The sequence below is a fragment of the Micromonospora sp. DT4 genome, assembly GCF_049841675.1.
In the GTDB taxonomy this organism is placed as follows: Bacteria; Actinomycetota; Actinomycetes; order Mycobacteriales; family Micromonosporaceae; genus Micromonospora.
In genome coordinates this window covers 15895-41460 of record NZ_JBNCKT010000046.1, presented here as the reverse complement: position 1 = coordinate 41460, position 25566 = coordinate 15895, and the positions used below count along the sequence as shown (strand labels likewise).

The 25566-nt window shown below is 71.4% G+C and carries 30 protein-coding genes and 1 riboswitch; of the genes, 7 read left to right on the top strand and 23 right to left on the bottom strand.

The annotated features are described in order from the left end of the window. Positions 1-71: 71 nt before the first annotated feature. The gene (locus ACLQ24_RS15475) at positions 72-305 is read right to left on the bottom strand and encodes an aldo/keto reductase (RefSeq protein WP_425892250.1); all 234 of its coding nucleotides are present in this window, start codon (positions 303-305) and stop codon (positions 72-74) included. 129 nt (positions 306-434) lie between these two features. Between ACLQ24_RS15475 and ACLQ24_RS15470 the strand changes: the two genes are divergently transcribed. Then, positions 435-1286 carry a helix-turn-helix transcriptional regulator gene (locus ACLQ24_RS15470; protein ID WP_425892248.1) on the top strand — a complete coding sequence of 284 codons (852 nt, stop codon included), beginning with the start codon at positions 435-437 and terminating at the stop codon, positions 1284-1286. Positions 1287-1391: 105 nt separating this feature from the next. Here the strand turns inward: ACLQ24_RS15470 and ACLQ24_RS15465 are convergent, their stop codons facing one another. Continuing rightward, positions 1392-2228: a hypothetical protein gene (locus ACLQ24_RS15465; protein WP_425892247.1), complete on the bottom strand. Its 837-nt coding sequence runs from the start codon at positions 2226-2228 to the stop codon at positions 1392-1394. A 569-nt stretch (positions 2229-2797) separates the two neighbouring features. Here ACLQ24_RS15465 and ACLQ24_RS15460 point away from each other — a divergent pair. Next, positions 2798-3814 (top strand): tyrosine-type recombinase/integrase, encoded by a 1017-nt coding sequence (locus ACLQ24_RS15460; RefSeq protein WP_425892246.1) that lies wholly within the window; start codon positions 2798-2800, stop codon positions 3812-3814. A gap of 24 nt (positions 3815-3838) precedes the next feature. Here ACLQ24_RS15460 and ACLQ24_RS15455 read toward each other — a convergent pair whose 3' ends face one another. Then, positions 3839-4609 carry an endonuclease/exonuclease/phosphatase family protein gene (locus ACLQ24_RS15455; RefSeq protein WP_425892244.1) on the bottom strand — a complete coding sequence of 257 codons (771 nt, stop codon included), beginning with the start codon at positions 4607-4609 and terminating at the stop codon, positions 3839-3841. 183 nt (positions 4610-4792) lie between these two features. Between ACLQ24_RS15455 and ACLQ24_RS15450 the strand changes: the two genes are divergently transcribed. Next, positions 4793-5566 (top strand): sulfite exporter TauE/SafE family protein, encoded by a 774-nt coding sequence (locus tag ACLQ24_RS15450; RefSeq protein WP_425892243.1) that lies wholly within the window; start codon positions 4793-4795, stop codon positions 5564-5566. Between the two features lie 11 nt (positions 5567-5577). Here ACLQ24_RS15450 and def read toward each other — a convergent pair whose 3' ends face one another. Beyond that, positions 5578-6087, bottom strand: a complete 510-nt coding sequence (def, locus tag ACLQ24_RS15445; RefSeq protein WP_425892241.1) for a peptide deformylase — start codon at positions 6085-6087, stop codon at positions 5578-5580. A 30-nt stretch (positions 6088-6117) separates the two neighbouring features. Continuing rightward, positions 6118-7338, bottom strand: a complete 1221-nt coding sequence (locus tag ACLQ24_RS15440; RefSeq protein WP_425892255.1) for a chorismate-binding protein — start codon at positions 7336-7338, stop codon at positions 6118-6120. A 96-nt stretch (positions 7339-7434) separates the two neighbouring features. Here ACLQ24_RS15440 and ACLQ24_RS15435 point away from each other — a divergent pair, with 96 nt between their 5' ends. Continuing rightward, entirely contained in the window at positions 7435-7635 is a 201-nt protein-coding gene (locus ACLQ24_RS15435) for a DUF5999 family protein (RefSeq protein WP_234586185.1), read from the top strand. Between the two features lie 101 nt (positions 7636-7736). Here ACLQ24_RS15435 and gcvP read toward each other — a convergent pair whose 3' ends face one another. From gcvP to ACLQ24_RS15350, 17 genes are all read right to left on the bottom strand, one after another. Further along, a complete protein-coding gene (gene gcvP, locus ACLQ24_RS15430) occupies positions 7737-10559 on the bottom strand; it encodes an aminomethyl-transferring glycine dehydrogenase (RefSeq protein WP_425892239.1) in 2823 nt (940 codons plus the stop codon). 73 nt (positions 10560-10632) lie between these two features. Beyond that, positions 10633-10731, bottom strand: a riboswitch (glycine riboswitch). 62 nt (positions 10732-10793) lie between these two features. Beyond that, positions 10794-11639 (bottom strand): NAD-dependent protein deacetylase, encoded by an 846-nt coding sequence (locus ACLQ24_RS15425; RefSeq protein ID WP_425892237.1) that lies wholly within the window; start codon positions 11637-11639, stop codon positions 10794-10796. 159 nt (positions 11640-11798) lie between these two features. Then, positions 11799-12494 (bottom strand): DivIVA domain-containing protein, encoded by a 696-nt coding sequence (locus ACLQ24_RS15420; RefSeq protein WP_425892236.1) that lies wholly within the window; start codon positions 12492-12494, stop codon positions 11799-11801. Between the two features lie 52 nt (positions 12495-12546). Then, positions 12547-13713, bottom strand: a complete 1167-nt coding sequence (locus ACLQ24_RS15415; protein WP_425892234.1) for a globin domain-containing protein — start codon at positions 13711-13713, stop codon at positions 12547-12549. Between the two features lie 2 nt (positions 13714-13715). Continuing rightward, positions 13716-14114, bottom strand: a complete 399-nt coding sequence (locus ACLQ24_RS15410) for a group I truncated hemoglobin (protein ID WP_425892233.1) — start codon at positions 14112-14114, stop codon at positions 13716-13718. Between the two features lie 363 nt (positions 14115-14477). Next, positions 14478-15074 carry a MerR family transcriptional regulator gene (locus ACLQ24_RS15405; RefSeq protein WP_425892231.1) on the bottom strand — a complete coding sequence of 199 codons (597 nt, stop codon included), beginning with the start codon at positions 15072-15074 and terminating at the stop codon, positions 14478-14480. A gap of 190 nt (positions 15075-15264) precedes the next feature. After that, the gene (locus ACLQ24_RS15400) at positions 15265-15729 is read right to left on the bottom strand and encodes a bifunctional nuclease family protein (RefSeq protein ID WP_425892229.1); all 465 of its coding nucleotides are present in this window, start codon (positions 15727-15729) and stop codon (positions 15265-15267) included. A 183-nt stretch (positions 15730-15912) separates the two neighbouring features. Continuing rightward, entirely contained in the window at positions 15913-16611 is a 699-nt protein-coding gene (locus ACLQ24_RS15395) for a MerR family transcriptional regulator (RefSeq protein ID WP_425892253.1), read from the bottom strand. A 50-nt stretch (positions 16612-16661) separates the two neighbouring features. After that, complete coding sequence (gene odhI / locus ACLQ24_RS15390; RefSeq protein ID WP_425892228.1) at positions 16662-17114, bottom strand: oxoglutarate dehydrogenase inhibitor Odhl; 453 nt, start codon at positions 17112-17114, stop codon at positions 16662-16664. A gap of 217 nt (positions 17115-17331) precedes the next feature. Next, on the bottom strand, positions 17332-17712 hold the full coding sequence (gene gcvH / locus ACLQ24_RS15385; RefSeq protein WP_425892227.1) for a glycine cleavage system protein GcvH: 381 nt from the start codon (positions 17710-17712) through the stop codon (positions 17332-17334). A gap of 82 nt (positions 17713-17794) precedes the next feature. After that, positions 17795-18799 carry a DUF881 domain-containing protein gene (locus ACLQ24_RS15380; protein ID WP_425892225.1) on the bottom strand — a complete coding sequence of 335 codons (1005 nt, stop codon included), beginning with the start codon at positions 18797-18799 and terminating at the stop codon, positions 17795-17797. An 11-nt stretch (positions 18800-18810) separates the two neighbouring features. Then, positions 18811-19143: a small basic family protein gene (locus ACLQ24_RS15375; RefSeq protein WP_007460356.1), complete on the bottom strand. Its 333-nt coding sequence runs from the start codon at positions 19141-19143 to the stop codon at positions 18811-18813. Then, the gene (locus tag ACLQ24_RS15370) at positions 19140-20075 is read right to left on the bottom strand and encodes a DUF881 domain-containing protein (RefSeq protein WP_425892223.1); all 936 of its coding nucleotides are present in this window, start codon (positions 20073-20075) and stop codon (positions 19140-19142) included. Before ACLQ24_RS15370 ends, ACLQ24_RS15375 begins: the two co-directional genes overlap by 4 nt. Beyond that, positions 20072-20704 (bottom strand): CDP-alcohol phosphatidyltransferase family protein, encoded by a 633-nt coding sequence (locus ACLQ24_RS15365; RefSeq protein WP_425892222.1) that lies wholly within the window; start codon positions 20702-20704, stop codon positions 20072-20074. Before ACLQ24_RS15365 ends, ACLQ24_RS15370 begins: the two co-directional genes overlap by 4 nt. A 281-nt stretch (positions 20705-20985) precedes the next feature. Continuing rightward, on the bottom strand, positions 20986-21453 hold the full coding sequence (locus ACLQ24_RS15360) for a MarR family winged helix-turn-helix transcriptional regulator (protein ID WP_425892220.1): 468 nt from the start codon (positions 21451-21453) through the stop codon (positions 20986-20988). A gap of 56 nt (positions 21454-21509) precedes the next feature. Next, the gene (locus tag ACLQ24_RS15355; RefSeq protein ID WP_425892218.1) at positions 21510-22688 is read right to left on the bottom strand and encodes a PP2C family protein-serine/threonine phosphatase; all 1179 of its coding nucleotides are present in this window, start codon (positions 22686-22688) and stop codon (positions 21510-21512) included. A gap of 75 nt (positions 22689-22763) precedes the next feature. Beyond that, positions 22764-23510, bottom strand: a complete 747-nt coding sequence (locus tag ACLQ24_RS15350) for an SAM-dependent methyltransferase (RefSeq protein WP_425892216.1) — start codon at positions 23508-23510, stop codon at positions 22764-22766. 114 nt (positions 23511-23624) lie between these two features. Here ACLQ24_RS15350 and ACLQ24_RS15345 point away from each other — a divergent pair, with 114 nt between their 5' ends. The 3 genes from ACLQ24_RS15345 (at position 23625) to ACLQ24_RS15335 (ending at position 25265) form a co-directional block, all read left to right on the top strand. Then, positions 23625-24506 (top strand): universal stress protein, encoded by an 882-nt coding sequence (locus ACLQ24_RS15345; RefSeq protein ID WP_425892214.1) that lies wholly within the window; start codon positions 23625-23627, stop codon positions 24504-24506. A 73-nt stretch (positions 24507-24579) separates the two neighbouring features. Next, entirely contained in the window at positions 24580-24792 is a 213-nt protein-coding gene (locus ACLQ24_RS15340) for a phosphatidylethanolamine-binding protein (RefSeq protein ID WP_088948250.1), read from the top strand. After that, positions 24789-25265, top strand: coding sequence for a hypothetical protein (locus tag ACLQ24_RS15335; protein WP_425892212.1), 477 nt, complete (start codon positions 24789-24791; stop codon positions 25263-25265). The genes ACLQ24_RS15340 and ACLQ24_RS15335 overlap by 4 nt, the downstream gene beginning before the upstream one ends. Here the strand turns inward: ACLQ24_RS15335 and ACLQ24_RS15330 are convergent. Further along, the gene (locus ACLQ24_RS15330) at positions 25262-25468 is read right to left on the bottom strand and encodes a hypothetical protein (protein ID WP_425892210.1); all 207 of its coding nucleotides are present in this window, start codon (positions 25466-25468) and stop codon (positions 25262-25264) included. The two genes, ACLQ24_RS15335 and ACLQ24_RS15330, sit on opposite strands and share 4 nt — an antisense overlap. Positions 25469-25566: the final 98 nt, after the last annotated feature.

The following is a 25566-nucleotide window of genomic DNA, read 5'->3' as shown; positions in this document are numbered from 1 at the left end:
GAAAGCCGACGCGCGTCCCGCACCGTAACGCCCATACACCCCAAACGATCACAAACCATTTGGGTTACGGGTCAATAGCTGTCCCGCTCGCGTCCCCGCAACGCCTCCGACAGCAGCAGCTCGTTGTGCCCCATCCCATAGAAATCGCCGGTGTCGACAAGCGTGACCCCGGCGTCCAACGCGGCCCGTACGGTGGCGATGCTCTCCTCACGATCGGCCGGGCCGTACGCGCCCGACATGCTCATCGCCCCCAGCCCCACCGCCGAAACCGTGGGACCCATGTTGCCCAGAGTGCGTGTCTGCATCGAAACTCTCCCTCAACGGTCGATCTCGCCTCCACCCTGCGCCGCACCCCAGCCCGCCGGCAGCGGAGCGCTTATCGTGGGACCGCCACTCCCTGGCTCGGCGCCCAGCCCCCGAGGCAGCATGGAGGCATGCAGCGTGAGCAGCTCGCCGACTTCCTGCGGCGCCGGCGCGAGGCCATCCGCCCCGCCGAAGTCGGCATCGCCGGGGGCTCCCGCCGCCGCACCGCCGGCCTGCGCCGCGAGGAGGTCGCCATGCTCGCGGGCATGTCCGTCGACTACGTCGTCCGCATCGAGCAGGGCCGCAGCAGCCAGCCGTCGACCCAGCTGCTCGGCGCCCTGGCCCGCGCCCTGCGCCTGACCGACGACGAGCGAAACCACCTGTTCCACCTGGCCGGCCACCAGCCACCGCCCGCCGACGGCACCGCCCGCCTCGCCCGGACCGGCCTGGTCCGCATGCTCGACCTGGTGGGCGACACCCCCGCCATGGTCCTGTCCGACCTCGGCGAGATCCTGGCCCAGAACCGCATGTCGATCCTGCTCAGCGGCGACCAGACCACCGGGCTGACCGGCGATCGACGCTACGTCGCGTACCGCTACTTCACCGACCCGACCATTCGCGACCTCCACGGCCCCGACGAATGGCAGCGGCACGCCCGCCAGCAGGTCGCCGACCTGCGCGCCGTGGCCGGCCGGCGGGCCGGCGACCCCGTGGTGACAAGCCTGATCGAACGGTTGCGGGCGGCGAGCGACGACTTCCGCCGACTGTGGGCCGAGCACGAGGTGGCGGTGCGCCGGGCCGACCGCAAGACGTTCCGGCACCCGCGCGTCGGCCGCGTCACGATGGACTGTGAAACCCTCGTCACCCCCGACCTGGGCCAGCAACTGCTGGTGCTGACCCCGGCCGACGCAGAGGCCCGGGAGAAGCTTGAGCTGCTGCGCGTGCTGGGGGTCGAGGAGTTCCCAGCCGGCGTGCCGCACTGATACCCGATCAGGTCGACAAGCGGAGCTGGGGGAGAGGGCGGCGGAAACGACAATGCCCGGCCGCCGCGTCTCCGCGCTGGCCGGGCAGAGTCACACCGCCTGGAATCAGTTGTCGGTGCTCAGCCCCTGCAACATCTCGGCGAAGTCAGTGGTCTCCGCCGGCGGAGGCGTCTCGATGGTGACCGCCTTGCCGTAGTCGGTGTAGTCGACGACGATGTCGCCCAGCGCGCCCATGACCGTGGCCGCACGACGCGGCCGGTACTGCTCGTCGACCCAGAGGTCGACCTTGACCTCCTTGACGCCCGCGGCGGCGAACTGCTTCTCGACAGCGTCCCGCAGCTTGGCGTCGACCTGCGCCAGCTGCGTCGCCACCGGAGTGGTGACGGTGTAGTGGACCGTCTTCGCCCCGTTGACCGTCTCCTCGCCGACGACCGTCACGCCCTCGGACGCGAGCAGCGTCTTGACCTGCTTGGTCGGGTCGATGTCCTCGAACTGCTTGCTGAAGTCCATCCCGGCCTGCTGGCCGATGCTGCCCATGTCCATCTTCAGCCAGCGCTTACCGCCCATGGTGGCGCGGTTCTTCGCCGGCACCTCGACGTAGAACGCGGTCCCGATCAGCCGGACGATGGTCGGGCCGTCCTTCGGATCCGCCATCGTCATCTCGGCCTTGACCGGGTCGCCCAGGTCCAGGACACCCTGCATCGAGATCTTCTGGCCACCGGCGGTGCCCGTCATCGTCAGGGTCACCGAGTCGCTCTTGTCGGTGGTGTCCATCGTCTTCTGCAGCGACCCCTTGAGGTCGCTGGCGAGCAGTTCCAGGACGCTGGACTGCTTCGGTGCGTCGGACGAGCCCGACGAGCCGGTCGCCACGCCGCAGGCGGAGGCGGCGAGTGCGGTGAGCGCCGAGACCGCGACGACCGCGGTCTTCTTCCACAAAGACACGTAGTTGCTTCTTTCCCTACAAAGCTGCGGGGAATCTCCCCAGTGGATCGACGACACGCTAGCCCACCGGGTCAATCTCCGGGCCCCGGTCGACATTCGATAATGCACATTATGTAAAGTTGAGAAGGGCCCCCCGACCGGGGGCCGCCCCCGGCCCGTGTCAGGGACAAGAGCGAGATCTTGGTCAGTTTCCGTTAGCAGCTAACGGAAACTGACCAAGATCTCGCTGGCGCAGCGCGCGATGGCGGGCGGACGCGACGTGGGTGGCCAGTCCCGGCGACGCAGCCGCCGTCGTACCGCTGCGGTCGGCGCCGCCCGGCGGGCGTCGTTTCGGCTGCGGTCATCCGGACGCCAGCGTCGCGCTCGCCCCGCTGTCGGCGAGGCCCTGCCCGCCAGCCGGATGCCCGCACTGTCCGACCGGCGTGGTCGGATGTCTGTGGTCGCCCGCCGTGCGGCTGCGCGCGTGGCCCCGTCGGGTCGCCGGGAACCAGCGATGTCCCGGCCAGGCTGTTGCGCCTCCCCCTCCCCGGGCCTTTCCGGCAACGCGAAAATGCTGCATAATATCCCTTATGCATGACAAACGGGACGAATCGCTCAAGGTGCTGATCGAGGAGTTCCTGACCGCTCGGGCCACCCGTAAGCCCTCCCCCCACACCCTGGCGGCCTACCGACGTGATCTGCACGCCGTGGCCGCCCTGGTTGCCGAGGCTGACGCCACTCCCCTCCCCCTCGACGAGCTGAGAATCACCAACCTCTCCCCCCGTGTGCTGCGGGCGGCGTTCGCCCGCTTCGCCGCTCCCCGGGCCCCCGCGTCGGTGCACCGCGCCTGGTCCACCTGGAACAGCTTCTTCACCTTCCTGGTGACCGACGGAGTGGTGGCGGGCAACCCGATGCCGGCGGTCGACCGACCCCGGGCCGTCCTGCCCGAGCCGAAGCCGCTGCGCGGCGCGGACACTCCCGAGGTGCTGCTGGCGTCGGTGGCGCGTGACGACGGGCGGCAGCGAGACCCGTGGCCGGAGCGGGACGTGGCGGTGCTGGCGGTGGCGCTGTGCGCCGGGCTGCGCCTGTCAGAGCTGCTCGGGTTGCGGGTCGGGTCGCTGGGTGGGCGTCCGGGTGAGCGGCGTGTGGAGGTGGCGGGCAAGGGTGGGCGGCCCCGGGTGGTGCCGATCGAGGTGGATCTGGACCGGGTGCTGATGGACTATCTGGACAGTCGGGCGCGGCGTTTCGGGTCGCGGTCGGTACGCACCGACTCGCCGCTTTTGGTGGATCGGCGGGGTGAGCCGCTGCGCCGTGGTGGTCTGCAGTATCTGGTCGAGTCCTGTTACCGGCGGGCGGGTATCGGTGACCGGGTGCCCAAGGGTGCGCGGTTGCACGCGTTGCGGCACACGTTCGCGACCCGGTTGGCGGAGGACGGCGCGGGCGCGGCGGAGATCATGCGGCTGTTGGGGCACGCATCCCTGGCGTCGTCGCAGACGTACATCGAGGTGACGGCCGGGCAGCAGCGTGAGGCGATCCGCGCGAGTCGTACCCATCGGGTGTTGGCTGCTCTGGCGCCGGCCGAGGGTGACGCGGCGCGCCGAGGGTGACGCGGCGGGGTTGGGGTGTGTTGGTCAGCCGAGGTCGACCAGTAGGGGTCGGTGGTCGGAGATGGTGGACGCCGGCGCGGTGACGGCCCGTACGGGTGGGAGCTGCTCGAGGGCGTGCCGGTCGGCGAGGATGTGGTCGAGTTGGACGCGGGGTTGTCCGGCGGGGTAGGTGGGGCGTCGGCCCAGCGGCTGCCAGCGGGACACGAGTCGGGCCGGGCCGGCGGGGAGATTGAGGTCGCCGAGCAGGACGCGGGGGGCGGGTAGCGCGCGCAGGGCCTGGCGGAGTTGGCGGGCGTTCCAGCCGGGCACGAAGGACAGGTGGGTCGCGGCGACGGTGAGAGGGCCGTGGGGGGTGTCCAGGATGGCGGCGAGGACGACGCGGGGTTCGTCGTCCAGGAGGATGAGGCCGCCGCCGGGGCCGGGGACGTAGACCGGTGAGCGTACGGGTGCGGGTTTGAGTCGGGTGATGTGCCAGCTGCGGACGGGGTGGCGGCTGATCAGGCCGATGCCGTAGCAGGGTTCGCCGTGGCCGTCGTCGTCGTGGCGCAGGGGGCGGAACCGTTCGCCGGGGGTGCCAACGACGGCGGCGGCGAAGCGGTGGTGTGGCGCGTCGAGGGCGTGGGCGGCGATGGCGGTGAGGTCGAGGTTGCCGCTGCGGTGCTGGTCGCGGTCGACCTCCTGGAGGGCGAGGACGTCGGCGTCGAGGGCGCGTACGGCGGCGGTGAGTCGGTCGGGGTCGACGAGGCCGTCGGTGAGGGATCGTCCGTGCAGCAGGTTGAAGGTGGCCAGGCGCACTCCTGCACCTTACGTCCCCGTGGCAGGGCTGCCGGGTGGTGAAGGTGTTGCTGTGTTCGATGGTGGTGTTCGTGGCGGTCGGCGCGTTGGGGGTGTGGTTGCGGCGTGCGCGGAGTCGGTGACCGGTGAGTCTTGCCACTTCGGGGGCCGGTCGGGCGCGTCGGGTGGGGAGAATTGCCGGCCGTGGACGCCGTTTCGCTGAGTACTCTGCTGGCCGCCGCGGCGATGGCCGGGTGGGTGGATGCCGTGGTCGGTGGTGGTGGTTTGTTGCTGCTGCCGGCGTTGTTGGTGGCTGCTCCGGGGTTGCCGGTGGCTACCGCGCTGGGCACGAACAAGTTGGCGGCGATCTTCGGTACGACGACGGCGGCGGCGACGTACGGGCGGCGGACGAAGGTCGACTGGCGGGTGGCGGGGCCGGCGGCGGGTGTGGCGGTGCTCAGTGCGGGGGTGGGCGCGGCGTTGGCCGGGGCGGTGCCGGCGTCGGCGTACCGGCCGGTGGTGTTGGTGGTCCTGGTGGCGGTGGCGGTGTTCGTGTTGTTGCGTCCCCGGCTGGGGGTGGTGGCGGTGCCGGCGCGGCGGACGCCGGCGCGGGTCGCGGTGGCGATCGGTGTGGCCGGTGTGGGTATCGCCCTGTACGACGGGTTGATCGGGCCGGGTACGGGGACGTTCCTGGTGGTGGCGTTCACGGTGTTGGTCGGTGCGGACTTCGTGCACGGGTCGGCGATGGCGAAGGTCGTCAACGCGGGCACGAATCTGGGTGCGTTGGTGGTGTTCGGGCTGACCGGGCATGTGTGGTGGTTGCTGGGCGCGGCCATGGCGGTGTGCAACATCGTTGGCGCGGTGGTGGGTGCGCGGATGGCGTTGCGGCGCGGGGCGGGGTTCGTGCGGGTGGTGCTGCTGGTGGTGGTGGCGGCGTTGGTCGCGAAGTTGGGTCACGACCAGTGGGTGGTCGGGTGAGGTCGTGGGGTTCAGCCGCGGCGGCTGGGTGAGTCGAAGCGGCCGGCGCGGATCTCGCGCAGGGCTTTGCGGCGGGTGTCGCCGCGCAGGGTGTCGACGTAGAGGGTGCCGCGTAGGTGGTCGGTCTCGTGTTGCAGGGCGCGGGCGAGGAATCCGCTGCCGGTGATGGTCAACGGTTCGCCGTGCTGGTCGACGCCGTGGGCGGTGGCGTGCAGGGCCCGGACGGTCGGGAAGTACAGCCCGGGGATGGACAGGCAGCCCTCCTCGTCGTCCTGGAGTTCGTCGGACAGCTCGAGGGTGGGGTTGATCAGGTGGCCGCGGTGCCCGTCGGCGTCGTAGACGAAGACCTGGGCGCTGACGCCGATTTGCGGTGCGGCGACGCCGGCGCGGCCGGGCTTGCCGAGCAGGGTGTCCATGAGGTCGGTGACCAGGGCGCGTAGCTCGGCGTCGAAGGTGGTGACCGGCTCGCATTCGGTGCGCAGGACGGGGTCGCCGATGATCCGGATGGGCCGCATGGTCATATGGTCAGGGTATCGCCGACGGTGGTGGTGTCAGCGGCCGGTCAGGGTGGCGCGTACGGGGGCGGTCTTCGCGGCGGCTTCGGCGACCTCGGCGGCGGGGTCGCTGTCCCAGGTGATGCCGCCGCCGGCCCAGGTGTGCAGGGCTTCGCCGTCGGCGGCGGCGGTGCGGATGGTCAGGCCGAGGTCGACGCGGCCGGGCGCGACCCAGCCGAGGGCGCCCATGCTGGCGCCCCGGCCGACGGGTTCCGCGGCGGCGATGTGGGTGAGGGCGGCGAGTTTCGGCGCGCCGGTGACGGAGCCGCCGGGGCAGGTGGCGCGCAGCAGGTCGGCGAGGCCGAGGCTGTCGGCGGCGGTCGCGCGGATGGTGGACTCGGCCTGCCACAGGTTGCACCAGCGGCGTACGGCGAACAGTTCGTCGACGGTAACGGTGCCGGTGCGGGCGACGCGGGCGAGGTCGTTGCGTTCCAGGTCGACGATCATGATGTGTTCGGCGCGTTCCTTGGCGCTGGCGAGTAGTTCGGCGTGGCCGGTGGCGGTGGCGGGGCGGGTGCCTTTGATGGGTCGGGTGATGAGCTGCCCGTCGCGGACCTCGATGAGGGTTTCTGGGGAGGCGCAGCCGATGGCCCAGCCGTCGCCGGTGAGGACTCCGCCGTAGCGGGCGCCGGGTAGCGTGCCGAGGCGGCGCAGGGCGGGCAGGGGGTCGCCGGTGTAGGGGGCGGCGGCGTGGCCGACGAGGTTGGTCTGGTAGATGTCGCCGCGGCCGATGGCGGCGCGGACGGCGTCGATGGCGGCGGCGTGCTGCTCGGGTGTCCAGCTCTCGGTCCACGGGCCGAGCCACCAGGGTGTGGGCGTGTCGACGGGGGCGGTTCGGGTGGGCCCGTGGTCGTAGACGACGACGGCGAGGTCGGGCAGGGTGGGCGCGGGTTCGGGTGCGGTGGTGGGGGTGCCGGCCAGCAGCGCGCCGGCGGCGGCGGAGAGGTAGAGCGCTGCGCCGCAGGCGTCGCCGGGCGGGTGGGTGGGCGCGGGTCGGCTCAGGTCGCGCAGGTCGAGGCCGTGCGCGGTCAGGAACTCCTCGGCGAGTACGGCGGGGTCGCCGCCGTCGGTGCGATGCCACTGGAGGCGGGCGCGTTCGACGAGGGTGTCGCGGCATCGGGGTGGTGCGGCGGGTGCATCGACCGGCACCTGTGGGAGCGTTTCCACGCCGTATGGTCCGATCTTCCTCATCCGTTCAGTGGATTTCCCGTGCGCCAGGCCGGCACCTGCTCGATGTTGGACACTTTCGCTTGGTACTGTGCGTCACTGGTCATGTGAACCATGACACAGTGCCCCCACAGTCCGGAGAACCCGATGTGCCAGCACCAACCGACCTGCCCCTTAGCTGAAGCTACCGACCGGGAAGCCGCCCGGGTCCTCGCCTGCTTCCCTGAGCAGGGCTGGAGCCTGCTCTGCAACGGTGTCATCGTCTTTGAGGACACCGGCGAACTGCTGCCCGACGGCAGCAGCATCGCACCGCACCGCGGCCCCGCCCGCCACGCCCTCGTGGCCTGAACGACCACCCAGCGTCACCACACCGCCGCCGTCGACCAGGCTAGTGCAGGTCGCAGCGGTGGCCGGGGCGGCCCGGACCGCCCGCCCCGGCGCGCCCGTCGTCAGTCTTCGAACGCCTCTGGCGACGGGCACGAGCAGACCAGGTTCCGGTCGCCGTACGCGCCGTCGATGCGCCGCACCGGCGGCCAGTACTTCCCCGCCCGGTCCACCCCGGCCGGGTACGCGCCCACCGACCGCGGGTACGGGTGCGGCCACTCGTCGCCGCTGACCATCGCCGCGGTGTGCGGCGCGTTCGCCAGGGGGTTGTCCCCCGCCGGCCACTGGCCCGTGGCGACCTGCTCGATCTCCGCCCGGATGGCGATCATCGCGTCGCAGAACCGGTCCAGCTCGGCGAGGTCCTCGCTCTCGGTCGGCTCGACCATCAGCGTCCCGGCGACGGGGAACGACATCGTGGGCGCGTGGAAGCCGTAGTCGATGAGCCGCTTCGCCACGTCGTCGACGCTCACCCCGGTCGCCTTCGTCAACGGCCGCAGGTCGAGGATGCACTCGTGCGCCACCAGGCCCTTGTTGCCGGTGTACAGCACGCCGAAGTGCCCGCGCAGGCGCGCCGCCACGTAGTTCGCGGCGAGGACCGCCACGCCGGTGGCCCGGGTCAGCCCCTCGGCGCCCATCATCCGCAGGTACGCCCACGGGATTGGCAGGATGCCCGCGGACCCGTACTTCGCCGCCGAGATCGCCGGGGTGGCGTCGATGTGCGCGCCCAGCGGGTCACCGGGCAGGAACGGTGCCAGGTGCGCGCGCACCGCCACCGGGCCGACACCGGGGCCGCCGCCGCCGTGCGGGATGCAGAACGTCTTGTGCAGGTTCAGGTGCGACACGTCCGCGCCGAACTTGCCGGGCTTGGCGAACCCGACGAGGGCGTTGAGGTTCGCGCCGTCGACGTACACCTGACCGCCGACGTCGTGGACCTTCGCGCACAGCGACGCGATGCCCGTTTCGTACACGCCGTGCGTCGACGGGTACGTCACCATGATCGCGGCGAGGGCGTCCCGATGCTTGTCGATCTTCGCGTCGAGGTCGACGAGGTCGACGTTGCCGTTGTCGTCGCAGGCCACCACGACCACCCGCATGCCGGCCATGACCGCGCTGGCCGCGTTCGTGCCGTGCGCCGACGACGGGATCAGGCACACGTCGCGGTGCGTCTCACCCCGCGACGCGTGGTACGAGCGGATCGCCAGCAGCCCGGCCAGCTCACCCTGGGAGCCGGCGTTGGGTTGCACGCTGACCGCGTCGTAGCCGGTCACCTCGGCCAGCCACGACTCCAGTTGGCCGATCATCTCCCGGTACCCGGCGGTCTGTGAGTCCGGCGCGAACGGGTGGATGTGCGCGAACTCCGCCCAGCTCACCGGCTCCATCTCGGTGGTCGCGTTCAGCTTCATCGTGCACGACCCCAGCGGGATCATGCCCCGGTCCAGGGCGTAGTCGAAGTCCGACAGCCGCCGCAGGTAGCGCAGCATCGCCGTCTCCGAGTGGTGGCTGCGGAACACCGGGTGGGTCAGGAAGTCGGTGCCGCGCGTCAGGTCGGCGGGCATGGCCGCGTCCGCGTCGCCGTCGAACGCGGGCACACCGAACGCCGCCCACACCGCGCGCAGGTGCGCGTCGGTGGTCGTCTCGTCGCAGGACATCCCCACCCGGTCGGCGTCGACCAGCCGCAGGTTCACCCCACGCTCGGCCGCCGCCGCGACGACCCGCGCCGCGCCGCCCGGCACGCGCGCGGTGACGGTGTCGAAGAACGCGACGTCCGCGACGTCCACGCCGCCGGCGCGCAGTCCGGCCGCGAGCCGCACCGCCATGTCATGGGTACGCGCCGCGATGTCCCGCAGCCCGCCCGGGCCGTGGTAGACGGCGTACATGCCGGCCATCACCGCGAGGAGCACCTGCGCGGTGCAGATGTTGCTGGTCGCCTTCTCCCGCCGGATGTGCTGCTCACGGGTCTGCAACGCCAGCCGGTAGGCCGGGTTGCCGTCCGCGTCCCGGGACACCCCGACGAGGCGTCCGGGCAGCATCCGCTCCAGGCCCGCGCGCACCGCCAGGTAGCCGGCGTGCGGCCCACCGAAGCCCATGGGTACGCCGAAACGTTGGGTGGTGCCGGCGGCGATGTCCGCGCCGATCTCCCCCGGCGCCCGCAGCAGCGTCAACGCCAGCAGGTCCGCCGCGACCGTGACCAGGGCCCCCACGGCGTGTGCCGCCTCCACCAGACGCGCGTGGTCGCGCACCGCCCCGGACGCCCCCGGGTACTGCAGGTGCAGACCGAAGAACTCCGCCGGCAACTCGTCGCGTTCGACGTCGAGGACCCGCACGTCGATGCCGAGCGGCACCGCCCGGCTGGTGATCACCGCGATGGTCTGCGGCAGGGCGTCGGCGTCGATGACGTACACCCGGCTCTTGCTCTTGGACGCCCGCCGCGCGAGGGTCATCGCCTCCGCCGCGGCCGTGCCCTCGTCGAGCATCGAGGCGTTCGCGGTCGCCAGGCCGGTCAGGTCGGTGACCATCGTCTGGAAGTTCAGCAGCGCCTCCAGGCGGCCCTGGCTGATCTCCGGCTGGTACGGCGTGTACGCCGTGTACCAGGCCGGGTCCTCCAGGACGTTGCGGCGGATCACCGCCGGGGTGTGGGTGCCGTGGTAGCCCAGACCGATCATCGACACGGCGACGGTGTTGCGGGCCGCCAAAGCCCGCAGCTCGGCGATGGCCTCGGCCTCGGTGGCCGGATCGGGCAGGTCGAGGGTGCCGTGCCAGCGGATCACCTCGGGGATCGCGGCGTCCATCAGCTCGTCGATCGAGTCGTGTCCGACGGCTTCCAGCATGCGGCGCTCGTCGTCCGGTCCGGGACCGATGTGACGGGTGGCGAACTGCTCTACGGACATCAGGGGCGCTCCCGGGCGAGGTCGACGTGTCGGCCTCCCCCTCTGTCACACCCCGCAGGAGCGCTCCACAGTGCCTGCCCACGAGGTCCTTTTGCCTGAGAGGTTCCGGGGAGGATTTGCCCCTTCGGCGCCGCCCCTGCTGCTGTCGGGCGGTCTCTCCCACGTGGGTGCTACCGGCATGGTCAACGCTACCAGCGCCGGTGTTTCCGGCAGATGTCCTACCCCGGGGGGCCGTCACACCGGCACCGCCGACGCGCTGGTGACCCGCTCGGCGAGCGCCGGCAGCACCTCCCCCAGCGGCGCGTCGACGCGCACCGTGGCGTACCCGTCACCCCGGGTCGGCCCCTGGTTGACGATCGCCACCGCGATGCCCCGTTTCGCCGCCCGGATCACGAACCGCCGACCCGACATGACCGTCAACGACGACCCGAGCACCATCACCGCCCGCGCCTGCTCCACCAGCGTGAAACACCGCGCCACCCGCTGCGGCGGCACTGTCTCCCCGAAGAACACCACGTCCGGTTTCAGCATCCCCGTCCCACAGATCCCGCAGTCCACCGGCCGGAATCGCGCCACCTGCTCGTCAGGGAGATCAACATCACCGTCCGGGTGGACCGCGGCGACCCGGGCCACGAAGTCCGGGTTGGCCTCGCGCAGCCGCCGGTCCACTTCCTCGCGGGAGGTCAGGTTGCCGCAGTCCAGGCAGGTCACCTCGTCCAGGCGCCCGTGTAACTCGACCACCCGGTCGCTGCCCGCCGTGCCGTGTAGCCCGTCGACGTTCTGGGTGATCACCGCGTCGACCAGGCCGGCGTCCTGCAACCGCGCGACCGCCCGGTGCCCGTCGTTCGGCGTCGCCCGCGCGATCAACCGCCACCCCAGGTGGCTGCGCGCCCAGTACCGCCGCCGCGCCACCGCGTCCCGCGTGAACGCCTGGAAGGTCATCGGGGCGTGCCGGCGAGCCACCCCGGAGGGCCCCCGATAGTCCGGGATACCTGACTCGGTGGACAGGCCCGCCCCGCTGAGCACCACCACCTGACCACCGGCCACCAGCGAGGCCAGCTCCTCCACACTCTTCGTCACCCCTTCATGCTGCCTCAGCGACGAACCCCGCACCGCCGGGGCGACCCTGGGAGTCGTCGGCGGCCCCACACCCCTCGCCGACGCGGTCCGCGCCCACACCACCTGAGCGCCGGCCTCGGGTGCGGCCCCACACGGACGCGGGGCCGCACCCGAGGCCGGTCACCGCTGGTGGTGACGCGGCAACGCCGTCTGTCCCGCCACGCCACCCACGAAGGGCGCCCCCGGCGTCTCCTTCGCGATGCGGTCCATGGTGCGCGCCAACTGCTCACTGCCGTCGTCGAGATGCCGCGCCGCCGCCTGCATGTGCGACACCATCATCTCGCCGAAGATCCGCAACGCTTCCCGGGTCGCCACCGTGTCGTCGAAGCTCGCCCCGGCCGACTTGCGGTATTCCGCCACCGCCCGCTCGGCCTCCTGCTTCGCCTCCTCCGCCGCCGCCCGCATGTAACTCTCGTACTGCACCCGGGCGTACTCCGCGACCCGCCGCGCGTAGTCGTGTGCCTGCGCGATGATCTGCTCGGCCTCCCGCTGCGCCGCCGAGAGCAGGTTCACCTCCTTGGCCGCCGGCACATTCGCCGCCGCCGCCGTGCTCGGGATCACCCCGTGGCGGTGCAACTCCACCCGGTCGGTCAGCCGCTCGTTCTCCGCCCGCAGATGCGCGATCTGCGTCGCCAACAGATCCAACTCGTCGGCGATCTGCACCCGGAACCGATCCACGTCCGCGTGGTCGTAGCCGCGCCGCGCGAACGGCGCCGTACCGAACTCCCACCGGCGAACCCGGTCGGAGGTCATCCGCACCTGCACACCGCCGGACACCTGAATCCCGTCGTACCGGCTGATCGGGGTCGCGCTCACCGCTCACGCCTCTCGTTCCCGACTGCGGGGCTCGCAAGCTCACTCCTCGCGCTCACCGGTCACCCCCCTCACTCGACTGCTGGGCAGCCGTACGCCACGCCGGGCCGTACCACTGCTTGCCCAGACCCTCGTGATGCACCTGGCCCTCGTGGTAACCCGCCCGCGCCAACGTCTGCGCCGCGTGCGACACCACCTCGTCCGACCCGCACACGTACACGTGCCGAGAACGCCAGTCACCATCGGCCAACGCCCGGTCCACCGCGTGCACGAACTCACCCGGCCGGTTCATGTCCGCGCCCACCACGTACGTCACCGTGAACCACGGAAACGACGACGCCATCTTGTCGATCGCGTCGCTGTCGTAGAACTCGCTGCGTGAACGCGCACCCACATACAGGTCCACCCGACGACGGGAACCCTCCGCGGCGACCTGCTCCACCAACGCCTTCATCGGCGCCCAGCCCGTGCCCGACGTCAACAGCAGCAGGTCACTGGATCCCGCCGACCACAACGCCAACCGCTCTCCCACTGGCGCGGCCAGATTCACACGGTCACCCACCGCCGAGCCGTACACCAGTCGCGATGACACCGCGCCACCCGGAGCGGCCCGCACATGCAACTCCAACGTGCCGTCCGCGCGCGGCGCGTTCGCCGGCGAGTAGTACCGCCACGACCGCACCGACGGATGCGACACCCCGACCGACTGACCCGGAGTGAACGGCAACAGGTACTGCGGACGCACCGTCAACACCGCCACGTCGAACGCCCGCCGCTCATGGGCCACGATCTCCGCCGCCCACCACGGCGGGTTCACCGCCTCGGCGGCCTGCGCGGCCTCCATCATCACCTGCGCGACCAACCCGTACGCGGCTGCCCAGTCCTGGGCCAGCTCGTCGGTCCACTGCTCGGCCAGGAAATGCTGCAACGTCGCCAACAGCGCCTCACCGACCGCCGGGTAGTGCTCCGCGCGCACCGCGAACTTACGGTGATCCGCGCCGAGGTCCTGCAGGAAACCCACCAGCCGATCGACCTGGTCCACATGCGACACGATGTGCCCCAATGCGGTGACGAGACGATCGCGCTGTCCCGCCATGTTCGTCGGGAACATCTGCCGTGTCTCTGGATGCCCCAGGAACAACGTCGAATAGAAGTAGAGCGGAACCTCGTCGCCGTGCGCGGCGACGAGGTTCCAACTCTGCTTGAGTCGGGCCGCGTCCACGCTCAGACGCCCGGACGCTCTCCGGTGGACACCACCTGGTCCTGCACCTGCCCCAGCACTGTCCGCACGTCGTCCAGGATGTCGGCGGGCACGCCCAGCTCGGTCAGCGTCGCGATCAGGTGTGCGCCCACCATCGCGTAGTGCTGAGCCGTGATGCCCAGCGGCTGGTGCGCCTCGGCCAGTCCACGACCTGCGTACTCGTTCGGGCCGCCCAACACCACCGTCAACATCAGCGCCAGGTGCCGCCGCTGAGTCGGCATGTCCACGGTGGCGAAATAGCCCGCCAACTCGGGATCGGCGAGAACCTTGTCGTAGAACAGCTCGACGGCAGCCTTCACCGAACTCGCGCCGCCGATGCGGTCGTAGTGCGAGGCGGCAGCGGTCTCTTCCGTAACCGTCACGGTCGTTCCTTCCGGGGTGAAAGGTCGCGCGCGGTGACGCGCAGGGGCTACGGCCACCGACGCGACGCCCTCGTGCCACAGGCGCCACGGCGGGGACCGTGACGGACCATAGCGTGCCCGCGATCTCCGGTCATGGCCCCCCTATCCGGTTCCCGACAACTGGTGGGCAACTACCGTCATTGCCGTCAACCCGAAAGATCCACCCACAGTCCCCGAAGGGGCACCCAGCGTATCCACTGTGGATCCACCAGCCGGGGACCCGCCACCAGACGTCAACCGCCCTGACCCACAATCACCAAACGGCCGGGCCCAAAAAAGTCGCCCGCGCCAACGGACCGCGCACCGACAGACGCGCAGCGCTACTCAGCCCGCGCGCCGCCGCGCCCGCCGCGCCGCCAACTCGTCACCCACCGGCTCCGACGCGGACCCCACCACCGGCTCCGCCGGGCCGCTCGCCGCCGGCTCCGCCGGCAGATGCGACAACGAGCCCTGGATCTCCTTGAAAGCCCCACCGATAGCGATTCCGAACACGCCCTGCCCACCCTGCAACAGGTCGACCACCTCCTCCGGGGACCGGCACTCGTACACCGTCGTCCCGTCAGAGATCAGCGTGATCCCCGCCAAATCCTCCACACCACGCGACCGCAACGCCTCAATCGCCTTACGGATGTTCTGCAGGGACACCCCCGCATCCAACAACCGCTTCACGACCTTCAACACCACCAGATCGCGGAACGAGTACAACCGCTGCGTCCCCGAACCCGACGCGTCCCGGACGCTCGGCACGACCAACGTCGTCCGCGCCCAGTAATCCAACTGCCGATAGCTGATGCCCACCGCGTGGCACGCCGTCACACCTCGGTAGCCCACCGAGCCGTCACCCTCAGTCGCCACACCCGGCGACGCCGCACCCGGCTCGCGCAACTGTGTACCCGGATCGGGATCCTGCCGCTCGTGCATCCGGACAACCTCCCCGTCAGTGCGGTGACGCATCGTTTCCGGGACGCGCACCCCTCGACACGGCAACCCTAACGCCACCTTCAGGGGTTACCACGGAGGAACCGACGCGACACGCCGCGCAGCCACCGAGAAAGATCACCACCACGCGCCAGCGTCACCCAGCGTGACGCCAACGGGGAACCGGAACCGCTCAGCCCGCGAAGTCCTCCGGACGCACCTGCTCCAGGAACTCGCGGAACTTCTCCACCTCGTCCTCCTGCTCGTCGGGGATAACGATCCCCGCCTCGCTGAGGACCTGCTCCGCACAACGAATGGGCGCACCAACCCGCAACGCCAACGCGATCGAATCGCTCGGCCGCGCCGACACCCGCACGCCGTCACCGATCAACAGATCCGCGTAGAACACGTTCTCCTTGAGCTCGGTGATCTCCACCGCCTGCAACGGCGCCTGCAACGCCGCCAACACATCCCGCAGAAGATCATGCGTCAACGGACGGGCCGGCTTGACCCCCTGCTGCTCATAAGCGATGGCCGTGGCCTCGACCGCACCGATCCAGATCGGCAGATAGCGCTCGCCCTCGACCTCCCTGAGCAGGACGATCGGCTGGTTGCTGGGCAGCTCCACCCGAACTCCGACCACGCTCAGCTCGCGCACCGCCGCCTCCGTGTCGTCGTCAACCTACGCACCGTGCCCTTCCCTGCACGGTACACGGACCGCAACACGGCCGTCCCATGCGCTACAGCACCACGTCCGCGCCAGAAAGGGGTTACCCCGGCAAGCCTACGGCACGCTTCCCCGAAGAGATCTTTCCGCTCCGCCGCCACCTGCCGGGCACTCTCACCGACCCAACGTCGACCGCAGCCCCACCCGCACCAACGCCGCGTGCAACTGCTCCGACAACGCCACCAACTCCCGCGCCGTCTCCGCCGCCCGCGCCCGCGCCGCCGGATCACTCTGCCGCGCCAACGGCGCCACCAACTGCGCGAACAACCCGACCTCACGATCGGCCGCAGTCCGGTAACCCCGCAGATGCCGCGGCTCCAGCCCGTACGCCGCCAAACCCGCCACCGCAGACGCGATGATCAACGCGTCCGCGTCATACCACCCCGGCGGATCCGACACCAGCACACCGAGCCGCTCCAACTCCACCAGCGTCGACTCGTCGATCCCACTGCGGGCCACCAACTCAGCCCGGCCGAGCCGCACCTGCGACGACTCGGCCGGCTCCGACTCACGACCCGGCACCGCACCATCAGGCCCCACCGCCACCAACGCCGGCCGCGACCGCTCCGGCTGCTCACCGGACGAATCCCACTCGGCCAACTGCTCACGGATCACCCGCAACGGCAGGTACCTGTCCCGCTGCGCGGTCAACACAAACCGCAACCGCGCCACATCGTCCCAGCTGTACTTCCGGTAACCCGCCGCCGTCCGCTGCGGCTCAACCAGCCCCTCGGCCTCGAGGAACCGCAGCTTCGAAATGGTGGTGTCCGGGAAATCCACCCGCAACTGACCCAGCACCTCACCGATGCTCATCAGCGGCTGGGACCGGGCCGCCTCGGGTGGCGTGGAGGCCGCAGGCTCGTTCACCCCCGGCTGGCCTCATCCTCCGGGCGCGGACCGGCGATGAACACCACCCGGAACTTACCGATCTGAACCTCGTCACCATTGCTCAACGTGGCCGCCTCAACGCGCTCACGATTCACGTACGTGCCATTCAGGCTGCCCACATCCCGCACCGTGAACGTCCCACCGTCACGATGGAACTCCGCGTGCCGACGCGACACCGTCACGTCATCGAGGAAGATGTCACTGTCCGGATGCCGGCCACTGGTCGTCACATCGTGGTCCAACAGGAACCGGGCACCCGCATTCGGGCCGCGACGAACCACCAGCAGCGCCATACCCGGCGGCAACGAGCCGGACATCCGGCTCGGCACCACATCGGTGTCCGGCCCCTCCAGCACTTCGTCGAGCGAACCGAGATTGAGCGTCGAAGTGACGTCGAGCGGGGGGAACTCGTCGTCTGGGCGCGTCATGGGACCACCTCACGGATCTGTTCGGTCGGCGTCGGGTAATGGCGGGTCTGGCCGCCGGGCACTCCAACACCCGGCGGCTGGCTCCCCGTGCCCGGGAAGGCAATTCCGCAACGCACAACTAATGGGTTCTTCTCGGTCGACTGGGCGAGCCTAGCCAGCGCCGAAATGCAGGGCAACCGGACGCGCGTAGAGATCCCGCACGCCGGATCAAGCACACTCAGCCTTCGGTGATCTTCTGATACGCGCCCGCCGTGAGCAACCCGTCCGTCGCCGTCGGATCATTCGGCGTGATCTCCACCAACCAACCCGCACCGTACGGATCCGTGTTGATCAGCTGCGGAGTGTCACCCAGCGCCTCGTTCCGCGCCGCCACCGTACCCGCGACCGGCGCGTAGATCTCCGACACACTCTTGGTCGACTCGATCTCACCCAACGAGTCACCGGCCGCCACGACCGCACCCGCCTCCGGCAACTGCACGTACACGATGTCACCCAGCGCGTCCTGCGCGAAGTGCGTGATGCCGACCCGGATCGAACCGGTACCGTCACCCGCCACCCACTCATGCTCGGCGGTGTATCGCAGATCCTCGGGAATCACCAGACGCGTCCTCATCCATCGTGCCCCGAACCACCCGGGCCCGGCGCGGCCGCGCCGGTCAGGAGACCGGACGGGCGTGTTCCTACTTGGTCGGCGCGTGCAGTGCCGAAACCTCGGCAACCTCACGCTCCCCAAACGTCACGTTACCGCCGTCACCCCCGACCGACGCCACCACCCCACCAGGAATGTTCAACGCCGTACGCATCGTCGCCGGATCACCGATCACCGTGATCGTGTAAGGGCCCGTCAACCGACGCCCCTCCACCATCAACGACCCGTTCTCCCCATCCAGGAAGTACGTCGACGCGATCACCCGCACCGTCGCCCGGTCACCACCGGAGATCTGCATCGCCTCCGCGCCCGCGCCCCGCAACTCCTGCACCGCGTCCAACACCCGGTTCGCCGTGATCGGCTTGCCCCCACCACTGGAGAACTGCACCGTCAACCCCGGCCCCACCGCCGGCAACGTCCCCGCCAGGATCCCCAACTCATCGGCTCGACGCGTCGCCTCGTCCAACGCCGCCTGCCGGCCCTGCTCACCCGAGGCCAACTGCCGCTGACTGTCCTCCAACGCCCGGATGTCCTGCTGAAGACGACTCTCGCGCGCATCCAGATCCGACAGGATCCGCACCAGGTCCTCCTGGCGCGTCGCACCCAACGTCGGATCCGTCGACGTCGTCTTCAACTGCACGACCAGCGTGAACCCCAGCAACGCCAACAACACGGCGATCATCACCCCGGCCGCGCTCCACCGCGAGCGACCCGCGACCACCGGTGCGGGCGGCGTCACCGTCGCCTCGTCCACCGGCTCCCCCGGCGCCACCGGCTCCCCCGAACGCGACACCGTCCGCAGGTCCACCGTCGCCCCGTCATCGACCGGCGGCACGTCCGGCTCCGCGCCGTCAGGGTCCGGCTCCGCACCCCCGGGCTCCGGCTCCCGCGCCGGATCGTGCGGCGCCAACGGACTCAACTCGTCCGGATCGGGCGCGTCCGGCCGCGGATCCGGCTCACCCGCCGGCCCACCAGGCCGCCCCGGTGCCCCCGGCTGCGGCCAACCCGTCCCCGTCTCCGCCTGCTCGTCGCTCATCGCTGTCAAACCTACGCCCGGAACAGGTGCCGACGGATCGCCGCCACATTTCCGAAGATGCGCACACCCAGGACGACCACCACACCGGTGGACAACTGCCCGCCCACACCCAACTGGTCACCCAGATACACGATCAGACCAGCCACCAGCACGTTCGAGATGAACGACACCACGAACTGCTTGTCGTCGAAGATGCGGTCCAACTTCGCCCGCACCCCACCGAACACCGCGTCCAACGCGGCGACCACCGCGATCGGCAGGTACGGCTGCAACGCCGCCGGCACCGTGGGATCAAGCCACACCCCGAGCACCACACCGGCGAGCAACGCCAGCACCGCGATCATCCGCCACCTCCGGAAGGACTAGCGGCCCCCGGCGAACCCGACGACCCAGGACTGCCAGACCGGCCAACCGCCCCCGAAGGGCTCGGACTGACCGACGGCTTGGCGTAGCGTAGCTGCGGCTCCGGAGCCGCCGGCAGGGTGAGGTCCTCCGCCTCCCGCACACCGAACGACAAACCGGTCTTCTGCGCGACCTCCCGCATCAGCGCCGCGTTCCGGCTGTCCTCGAACTTGCGCCGCATCGACCCCGGACCCGTCGCCGACACCTCGTACGGCCCCGTCACCGGCCGGAAATCCACCAGGATCGCCTCACCCGCCGAACGGATCGTCGACGTCGACGTCAACCGCTGCCCGTTGATCGCGATCGCCTCCGCGCCAGCGCTCCACAACGCGTTCGCCACACCCTGCAGATCGCTGTAGAGCACCCGCGGCGGCCCCGCGCCCGCACCGGTCACCGCGTCCGCTTTCCCCGGAGCGTCCGCCAGGCGCACCACCACACCGTCGCCCCGCACCCGACCCAGCCCGGTGCTCGCCTCCAGGTCCCGCAGACGCGCCGCGGCCGACCCGCTCAACGCCGCATCCCGCTGCCGGCTGACGTCCTCGCGCAGCTGGTCCGCCCGCGCCGACAACCGGTCGGTCTGGCTCTCCCGCTCCTTGATCTGCGCCACCAGCCCCGAGCGGGCCTGGGCGCGCCCCGGCTCGTCCGCCATCGTCTGGCGATACGCCACCGCGAACAGAAAGCCCAGCACCACCACCACGACCAGGCCGACCGACCGCGCCGCCCAGCCCCGGGGCGCGTCCGACGGCGTCGCCCGCTGGCGCGCGGCGGCCGCGTCCGCGTACCCCGGGTCCAGGGGGTTGCGGAACAACTCGGTGAGGAAATCCGGGGCGTACACCCGATCCGGGCGGGGCCGCCGCGGTGGGGCCGCGCTCACGCGCCCGCTCCCCGGCCGCGTGCCGCGCGCACCAGCCGCGATGCCTGCACCACGTACATCGCGCCGGCCACCCAGTAGAGCACCAGCCCCCACCAGGCCAGCCCCCAGCCGATCGCGGCGGTCGCCGTCGCGGCCGCGCTCCACTCGGTGGCCAACAGCAGCACCGGGAACGCCGCGAGCAGCAGGAACGTGGCGGTCTTGCCCACGTAGTGCACCGGCGGCGGCCCATACCCGAAGCGGCGCAACACCGCCAGCGAAGCCAGCAGCAGCAGTTCCCGGGCCAGCAGCGCCGCCGTGAACTGCCACGGCACCACCTCCCGGGCGGTGAAGGCGAGCAGCGTGGCGAGGATGTAGAGCCGGTCGGCGAGGGGATCGAGCAGCTCCCCGAGCCGGCTCACCTGTCGCAGCCGGCGGGCGATCCAACCGTCGACCCAGTCGGTGGTGCCGCCGATGGCCAGCACCACCACCGCCGCCACGTCCGCGCGGGCCACCAGGAACAGATAGAGGAACAGGGGTACGCCCAACAGCCGCCCGAAGCTGATCAGGTTGGGCAGGGTGAGCACCTGGTCCCCGGGCGCCTGGTCACCGATGTCCCGCGGGTGCTCTGCCTGAGCCGGCCGACGCGACACCGAACCTCCTCCACGGCACGCCCCGACGCCTGGCCGAGATCGGGCGCGGCGGAGGTCGTACGCGCTGTCGGGCCGGCAACCACCGGCTCCCCTGCGGCCCCCGGACGGGACCTCTGCCCTGATACGGCCCGCGATCTCGATGATCGCGGGCCGGGTAAGAGCGCTGCCACTATATCGGGCTCTCGTTCGTGTCCCGGTCGCTGTGTGATGTCGGCGCGGTGGTGCCGCCTTGTGGGGTGAGTCACCACCTCTAGAGCGTCCTGGGATATTAGCGGAACGGATCAGGCCGTCTGGACCGCAGCCTGGTCGGTCTGCTGCTCGGGCACCGTCTGCGTCGCCGCCCGCCCGAAGGCCAGCAACGCCGCCAGCAGCTCGTGCTGCGTCCGGGGCGCCATCCTGTCCAGGACTGCCTGCACCGCGCGCTGCCGCCGCTCCGCCAACTCCCGCAGCAGGGTCAACGCGGCGGCGGTGGGCACCAGCCGCACCTCCCGCCGGTCGCGGGGATCGGCGACCCGGCGCAACAGGCCGGTCGCCTCCAGCCGGTCGCACAGTCGGCTGGCCGAGGAGGGCACCACGTCCAGCAACTCCGCCAGCCCGTTGACATTGGTCTCCGGCCGTCCACTGATCAGCATCAGCACCCGCAACTGGGTCGGTGGCACCTGGTGCCGCGACGCCGCCGAGTCGAGCACGGCGATCAGCGTCTCTGCGGCCACGTTGATCGCCGCGGCGAGATCCGCCGGTCGCTCCACCCGATGTCCCCTACCGTCGTCGCGCTGGTGCCTGCCCGGGAGGGTGGCGGCGACTCTCATCCGCCATCCCGCCCACGCGGACCATGCCAGTCGAGGCACACGACGACGGCGTCATCGCGCAAATCGGAATCCGCGTGGTAGGCGTGTAGTTCGCGCATCACCGTACCAACCGCCTCGGTCGCCGGCTGCAACCGTGTGGCCCGCATGGAACGGGCCATCATCCGCTGTCCGTACGGCTCCCGCCCCGCCGGCTCGGCCGCCCACACCCCGTCGCTGACCACGAAGACCCGGTCCCCCGGCACGAGCTGGAACTCCTGTAGCTCGTAGCGGGTCTCGGCGAACATGCCCAGCGGCAACTGCTGGTCCAACGTCATCGGCTCGACGGTCGCGCCGCGCATGCGCAGCAGATGCGGCGAACCGGCGTCGACCGCCCGCACCCGCCCGGTGCAAATGTCCAACTCCAGCAGCAGCGTGGCCACGTACCGACGGCCCCGATGCTGGTAGTAGACCGTGTCCGAGGCCAGTTCCGCCTGCTCCGTGAGCCCGCCGTCCGAGCGGCGGGCGTTGCGCATCGCGTTGACCGTGACCGCCGTCAGGAGCGACGCGGCCAGACCATTGCCCTCTCCGTTGAGCACCGTCAGCGTGAGCCGGTCACCGTCCAACGACCAGTCAAAGTGGTCCCCGCCGACGGTGTATGCCGGCTCCAACTGCCCGGCCAGGTGAAAGGTGCGGTGTGCGACGCTGCGCCCGGGCAGTAGATCCCACTGCATCTCGGCGGCCATGCTGAGCCGCTCGCGGCGTCGGGCCCGCCGGTAGCGGTCGGTCTCCCGGTCCGCGGCCCGCATCGCCACCGCCAGGTCACCGGCGATGTCGGTGGCGCGGCCGGTGACCGCCGGGCCGGGCGCCGTCGGTAACTCGATGAGCAGCACACCGAGGCGCTCCCCCCACACCGTCAGGGGCAGGTAGAGCCGGCAGGCCCCGTCGTCGAGACCGTCGCGCACCGGCTGCTGGCTGGAGAAGCAGCGCTGCGCCACGGTGTGCCGGGCCAGGGCCCCAGCCGCCGGCAGGTCCGGATCCAGCACGGGCCAGAGCCCGCTGATCCGGTAGTCGGCGACGAACACGTCGGTGCGCGACGCGCCCAACGCCGCCCGGATAGCCCGGTCCGCCGCCTCTGCCAACTGGTCGGGCGCGGCTTCGCGCAGCGCGCGCGACACCCCGTCCGGCGCGTCCACCATGCTTGGTCGTCCCTCCAGAAACTTGCTACAGGGCAAGCATCATACGGACGCGTCGGGACAACCCGTCGTCGCGGGTCAGTCGGCGCCACGTGTCGCCAGGACGCCATGAAAGGCGTCCGGCACGTCGACGGGCGCGCCGGCGGGCCGCCACCGGTTGACCGGCACGATCCCGTCCGAGGTCGGCGTCCATCGGCCCAGCAGCTGCCCGAACGCCGCCGGAGGGCGCATCCGGAACGCCGGGCCCATCATCGCCAGCGCCCGCGGGTGGGCGGCCAGCTCCTCGGTGTCGAAGTCCACGGCCAGCAGGCTGCCCGGCGCCGCGGCGGCGTACAGCTCGTCGAGGGTGCGGGTCAGCGTGTCGTCGCCGAGGAACGCGGCGAGGCCGAGGAAGATCACCCCCACCGGTCGCCGCCCCCACCCGGGCACGAAGCGGTGCAGCTGGGCAGGGTCGATGGTGCCGATGTCGGTGGCGTCGCCGTAGCCGTAACCCGCCCGGTCGCTGCCGGCGAGGATCCGCTGGCCCAGCCGGACGGTCACCGGATCGACGTCGGTGTAGAGCACGGTGGCCTCCGTGGCGACCTCGTGCACGTTGCCCATCGTGGGCACCCCCGCGCCGAAGACCAGGAACCCGTCCACGCCCTGCTCGACGATCGCCCGGACCGCCCGGCCGAGGAACGCCCGCAGCTCCGCGAAGACCGGCGCGCACGGCCCGTACGCCTGCTCGAAGGCGGTCGCCGCGGCCACGTCGACGTCGAAGTGGTGCTCCCCGCCGAGCCAGAAGTCGATCATGCGGGCGGTGCTCGGCTCATCCGGCTCACCCATCGACGCCGCTCCTCCCGCTTGGGTCGTCGCCAGCGTACCGACCCGGGCCCGACCGGCGGTATCGCTCCGCCGCGCCGCCACGCCCGCGATACTGGCCCGGCGGGAGGTGAGACGGTGAACTCGGCGCACAGCGCGGCCGTGGTGGTCGGCGTGGACGGCTCGGAGCCGTCCCTGCGCGCCGTGCGCCTGGCCGCCGTCGAGGCGGTCCGCCGGCATCGACCGCTGCGGGTGGTGCACGGTTTCATCTGGCCGTTGCTGAACGTGCCCGTCTCCCCCGCACCCGACGCGCCGCCGGGCGCCGGCCTGCGCCAGCGGGCCACCGAGCTGGTCGCGGCCGCGGTGGCCGAGGCCGAGGCGACCATCCCCGGACTGACGATCTCCGGGGAGATCATCGACGGCGAGGCCGCCGCGGTGCTGGTGGGCGAGTCCCCCACCGCCGCGCTCGTCGTGCTCGGCGACCGTGGGCTGGGCGGCTTCTCCGCGCTCGTCGTCGGCTCGGTGGCGGTGCAGGTCAGCGCGTACGCCGACTGCCCGGTGCTGGTGGCCCGCGGCACGCACCGGCCCGACGGGCCGGTGGTGGTCGGTATCGACGGCTCGCCGGCGTCGCTGCTCGCCGCCGACTTCGCCGCCGAGACCGCGGTGACGCGCGGCGTGCCGCTGCGCGCGGTGCACGCCTACCGACACCCCGGCAGCAGCGGTCCCGGCGACATGCAACCCCTGGTGTACGACGAGGCGCAACTGCACGGCGAGCAGGAGAAGCTGCTCACCGGCTGGCTGGACGGGCTGGCCGCACACCATCCGGGGTTACGCCTGACGTGCCGGGCGACGCGCGGGCGCGCCGGCGCGGCGCTCGCCGAGGCGTCCCGCGACGCCCAACTGCTGGTCGTCGGGGGGCAGGGGCGCGGCGAGGTGACCGGGTTGCTGCTGGGGTCGGTGAGCCAGTCGGCGCTGCACCACGCGCGGTGCCCGGTCGCCGTGGTCCGCGGCCCCCACTGACAGCCCCGGGGTTGGGCCGCCGCCCAACGGGTAGACGGCCGCGGTACGCCAACGGCGACGAAGGAGGCAGCAGATGCCAGGACCACGGCCGGGCAGCAACGCGTACGACAAGCAGCGGGCGCGGTTGCGCAACGCGATCGACGACTCCGGACGTCGGGTACCCGACGGCAAGGCCAACCAGGTCGCCAACCGGATCCTCCAGGAGGATCGCGGCCAACGGGGCGTCGTACGCGGTGAGCGCACCTACGGGCCCAAGAGCGAACGCGAACCGGGCGACCCGAAGTGAGGGGCGTCGACCTGGCCGACGGCGCCGTCGCGGGCGCGGTCGGCAGCACCGCGCTGAACGTGGTCGGCTACCTGGACATCGCCCTTCGGGCGCGACCGGCGAGCAGCACGCCGGAGCAGACCGTCGACCGGCTGGCGCACATCGCGCACGTGGATCTGGGGTCGGGGCCCCGGGCGGCAACCCGCCGCTCGGGGCTCGGGCCCCTCATCGGCTACGGGCTGGGCATCGCCGCCGGCATGGCGTTCGCGCTCTACGCGGGCGGCCGCCGGCAACCGCTTCCGATGGCCACCGGTGTGCTCGGCGCCGGCGTCATGGCGATGACCGACGGGTCCATCACGGCGCTCGGCATCAGTGATCCCCGTACCTGGCGGCGCTCGGACTGGATCTCCGACATCATCCCCCACCTGGCGTACGGACTGACGGCCGCCGCCACCTGGAACAGGTTGCGGCGGCCGTCAGGTCGCGATCGTTAGGCGCGGGTGTCGCTGTCGTCCTCGGCGACCGGCTCACCCGCCGGGCCGTACGGCGACACCTGCCCCTTGGGCACCGGTCGACCGGCGTCCCCGCGCGACGAGCCACTGTTGAGCGGGTGCCCGGTCGGTTGGGGCCCCTTGCTGTCCTGGCTGGTCGCTCCCTTGGCGTTACGCCGGAACTCCTCCTGCTGCGGGTTGACCACGAGTGTCTCCCTCCCGGTACGGCAGGCGGCATCGACCGCCTCCACCGGCCGCATACCCGCCGGACCCGACCGCATTCTCCTTCGCGGCGGGCGTCCGG

Coding starts and splice junctions, on each gene's coding strand:
- ACLQ24_RS15475 (WP_425892250.1), bottom strand. CDS start 305: ATGCAGACACGCACTCTGGGCAACATGGGTCCCACGGTTTCGGCGGTG.
- ACLQ24_RS15470 (WP_425892248.1), top strand. CDS start 435: ATGCAGCGTGAGCAGCTCGCCGACTTCCTGCGGCGCCGGCGCGAGGCC.
- ACLQ24_RS15460 (WP_425892246.1), top strand. CDS start 2,798: ATGCATGACAAACGGGACGAATCGCTCAAGGTGCTGATCGAGGAGTTC.
- def (WP_425892241.1), bottom strand. CDS start 6,087: ATGACCATGCGGCCCATCCGGATCATCGGCGACCCCGTCCTGCGCACC.
- ACLQ24_RS15435 (WP_234586185.1), top strand. CDS start 7,435: ATGTGCCAGCACCAACCGACCTGCCCCTTAGCTGAAGCTACCGACCGG.
- gcvP (WP_425892239.1), bottom strand. CDS start 10,559: ATGTCCGTAGAGCAGTTCGCCACCCGTCACATCGGTCCCGGACCGGAC.
- ACLQ24_RS15405 (WP_425892231.1), bottom strand. CDS start 15,074: ATGCACGAGCGGCAGGATCCCGATCCGGGTACACAGTTGCGCGAGCCG.
- ACLQ24_RS15395 (WP_425892253.1), bottom strand. CDS start 16,611: ATGAGCATCGGTGAGGTGCTGGGTCAGTTGCGGGTGGATTTCCCGGAC.
- odhI (WP_425892228.1), bottom strand. CDS start 17,114: ATGACGCGCCCAGACGACGAGTTCCCCCCGCTCGACGTCACTTCGACG.
- ACLQ24_RS15380 (WP_425892225.1), bottom strand. CDS start 18,799: ATGAGCGACGAGCAGGCGGAGACGGGGACGGGTTGGCCGCAGCCGGGG.
- ACLQ24_RS15375 (WP_007460356.1), bottom strand. CDS start 19,143: ATGATCGCGGTGCTGGCGTTGCTCGCCGGTGTGGTGCTCGGGGTGTGG.
- ACLQ24_RS15355 (WP_425892218.1), bottom strand. CDS start 22,688: ATGGTGGACGCGCCGGACGGGGTGTCGCGCGCGCTGCGCGAAGCCGCG.
- ACLQ24_RS15350 (WP_425892216.1), bottom strand. CDS start 23,510: ATGGGTGAGCCGGATGAGCCGAGCACCGCCCGCATGATCGACTTCTGG.
- ACLQ24_RS15340 (WP_088948250.1), top strand. CDS start 24,580: ATGCCAGGACCACGGCCGGGCAGCAACGCGTACGACAAGCAGCGGGCG.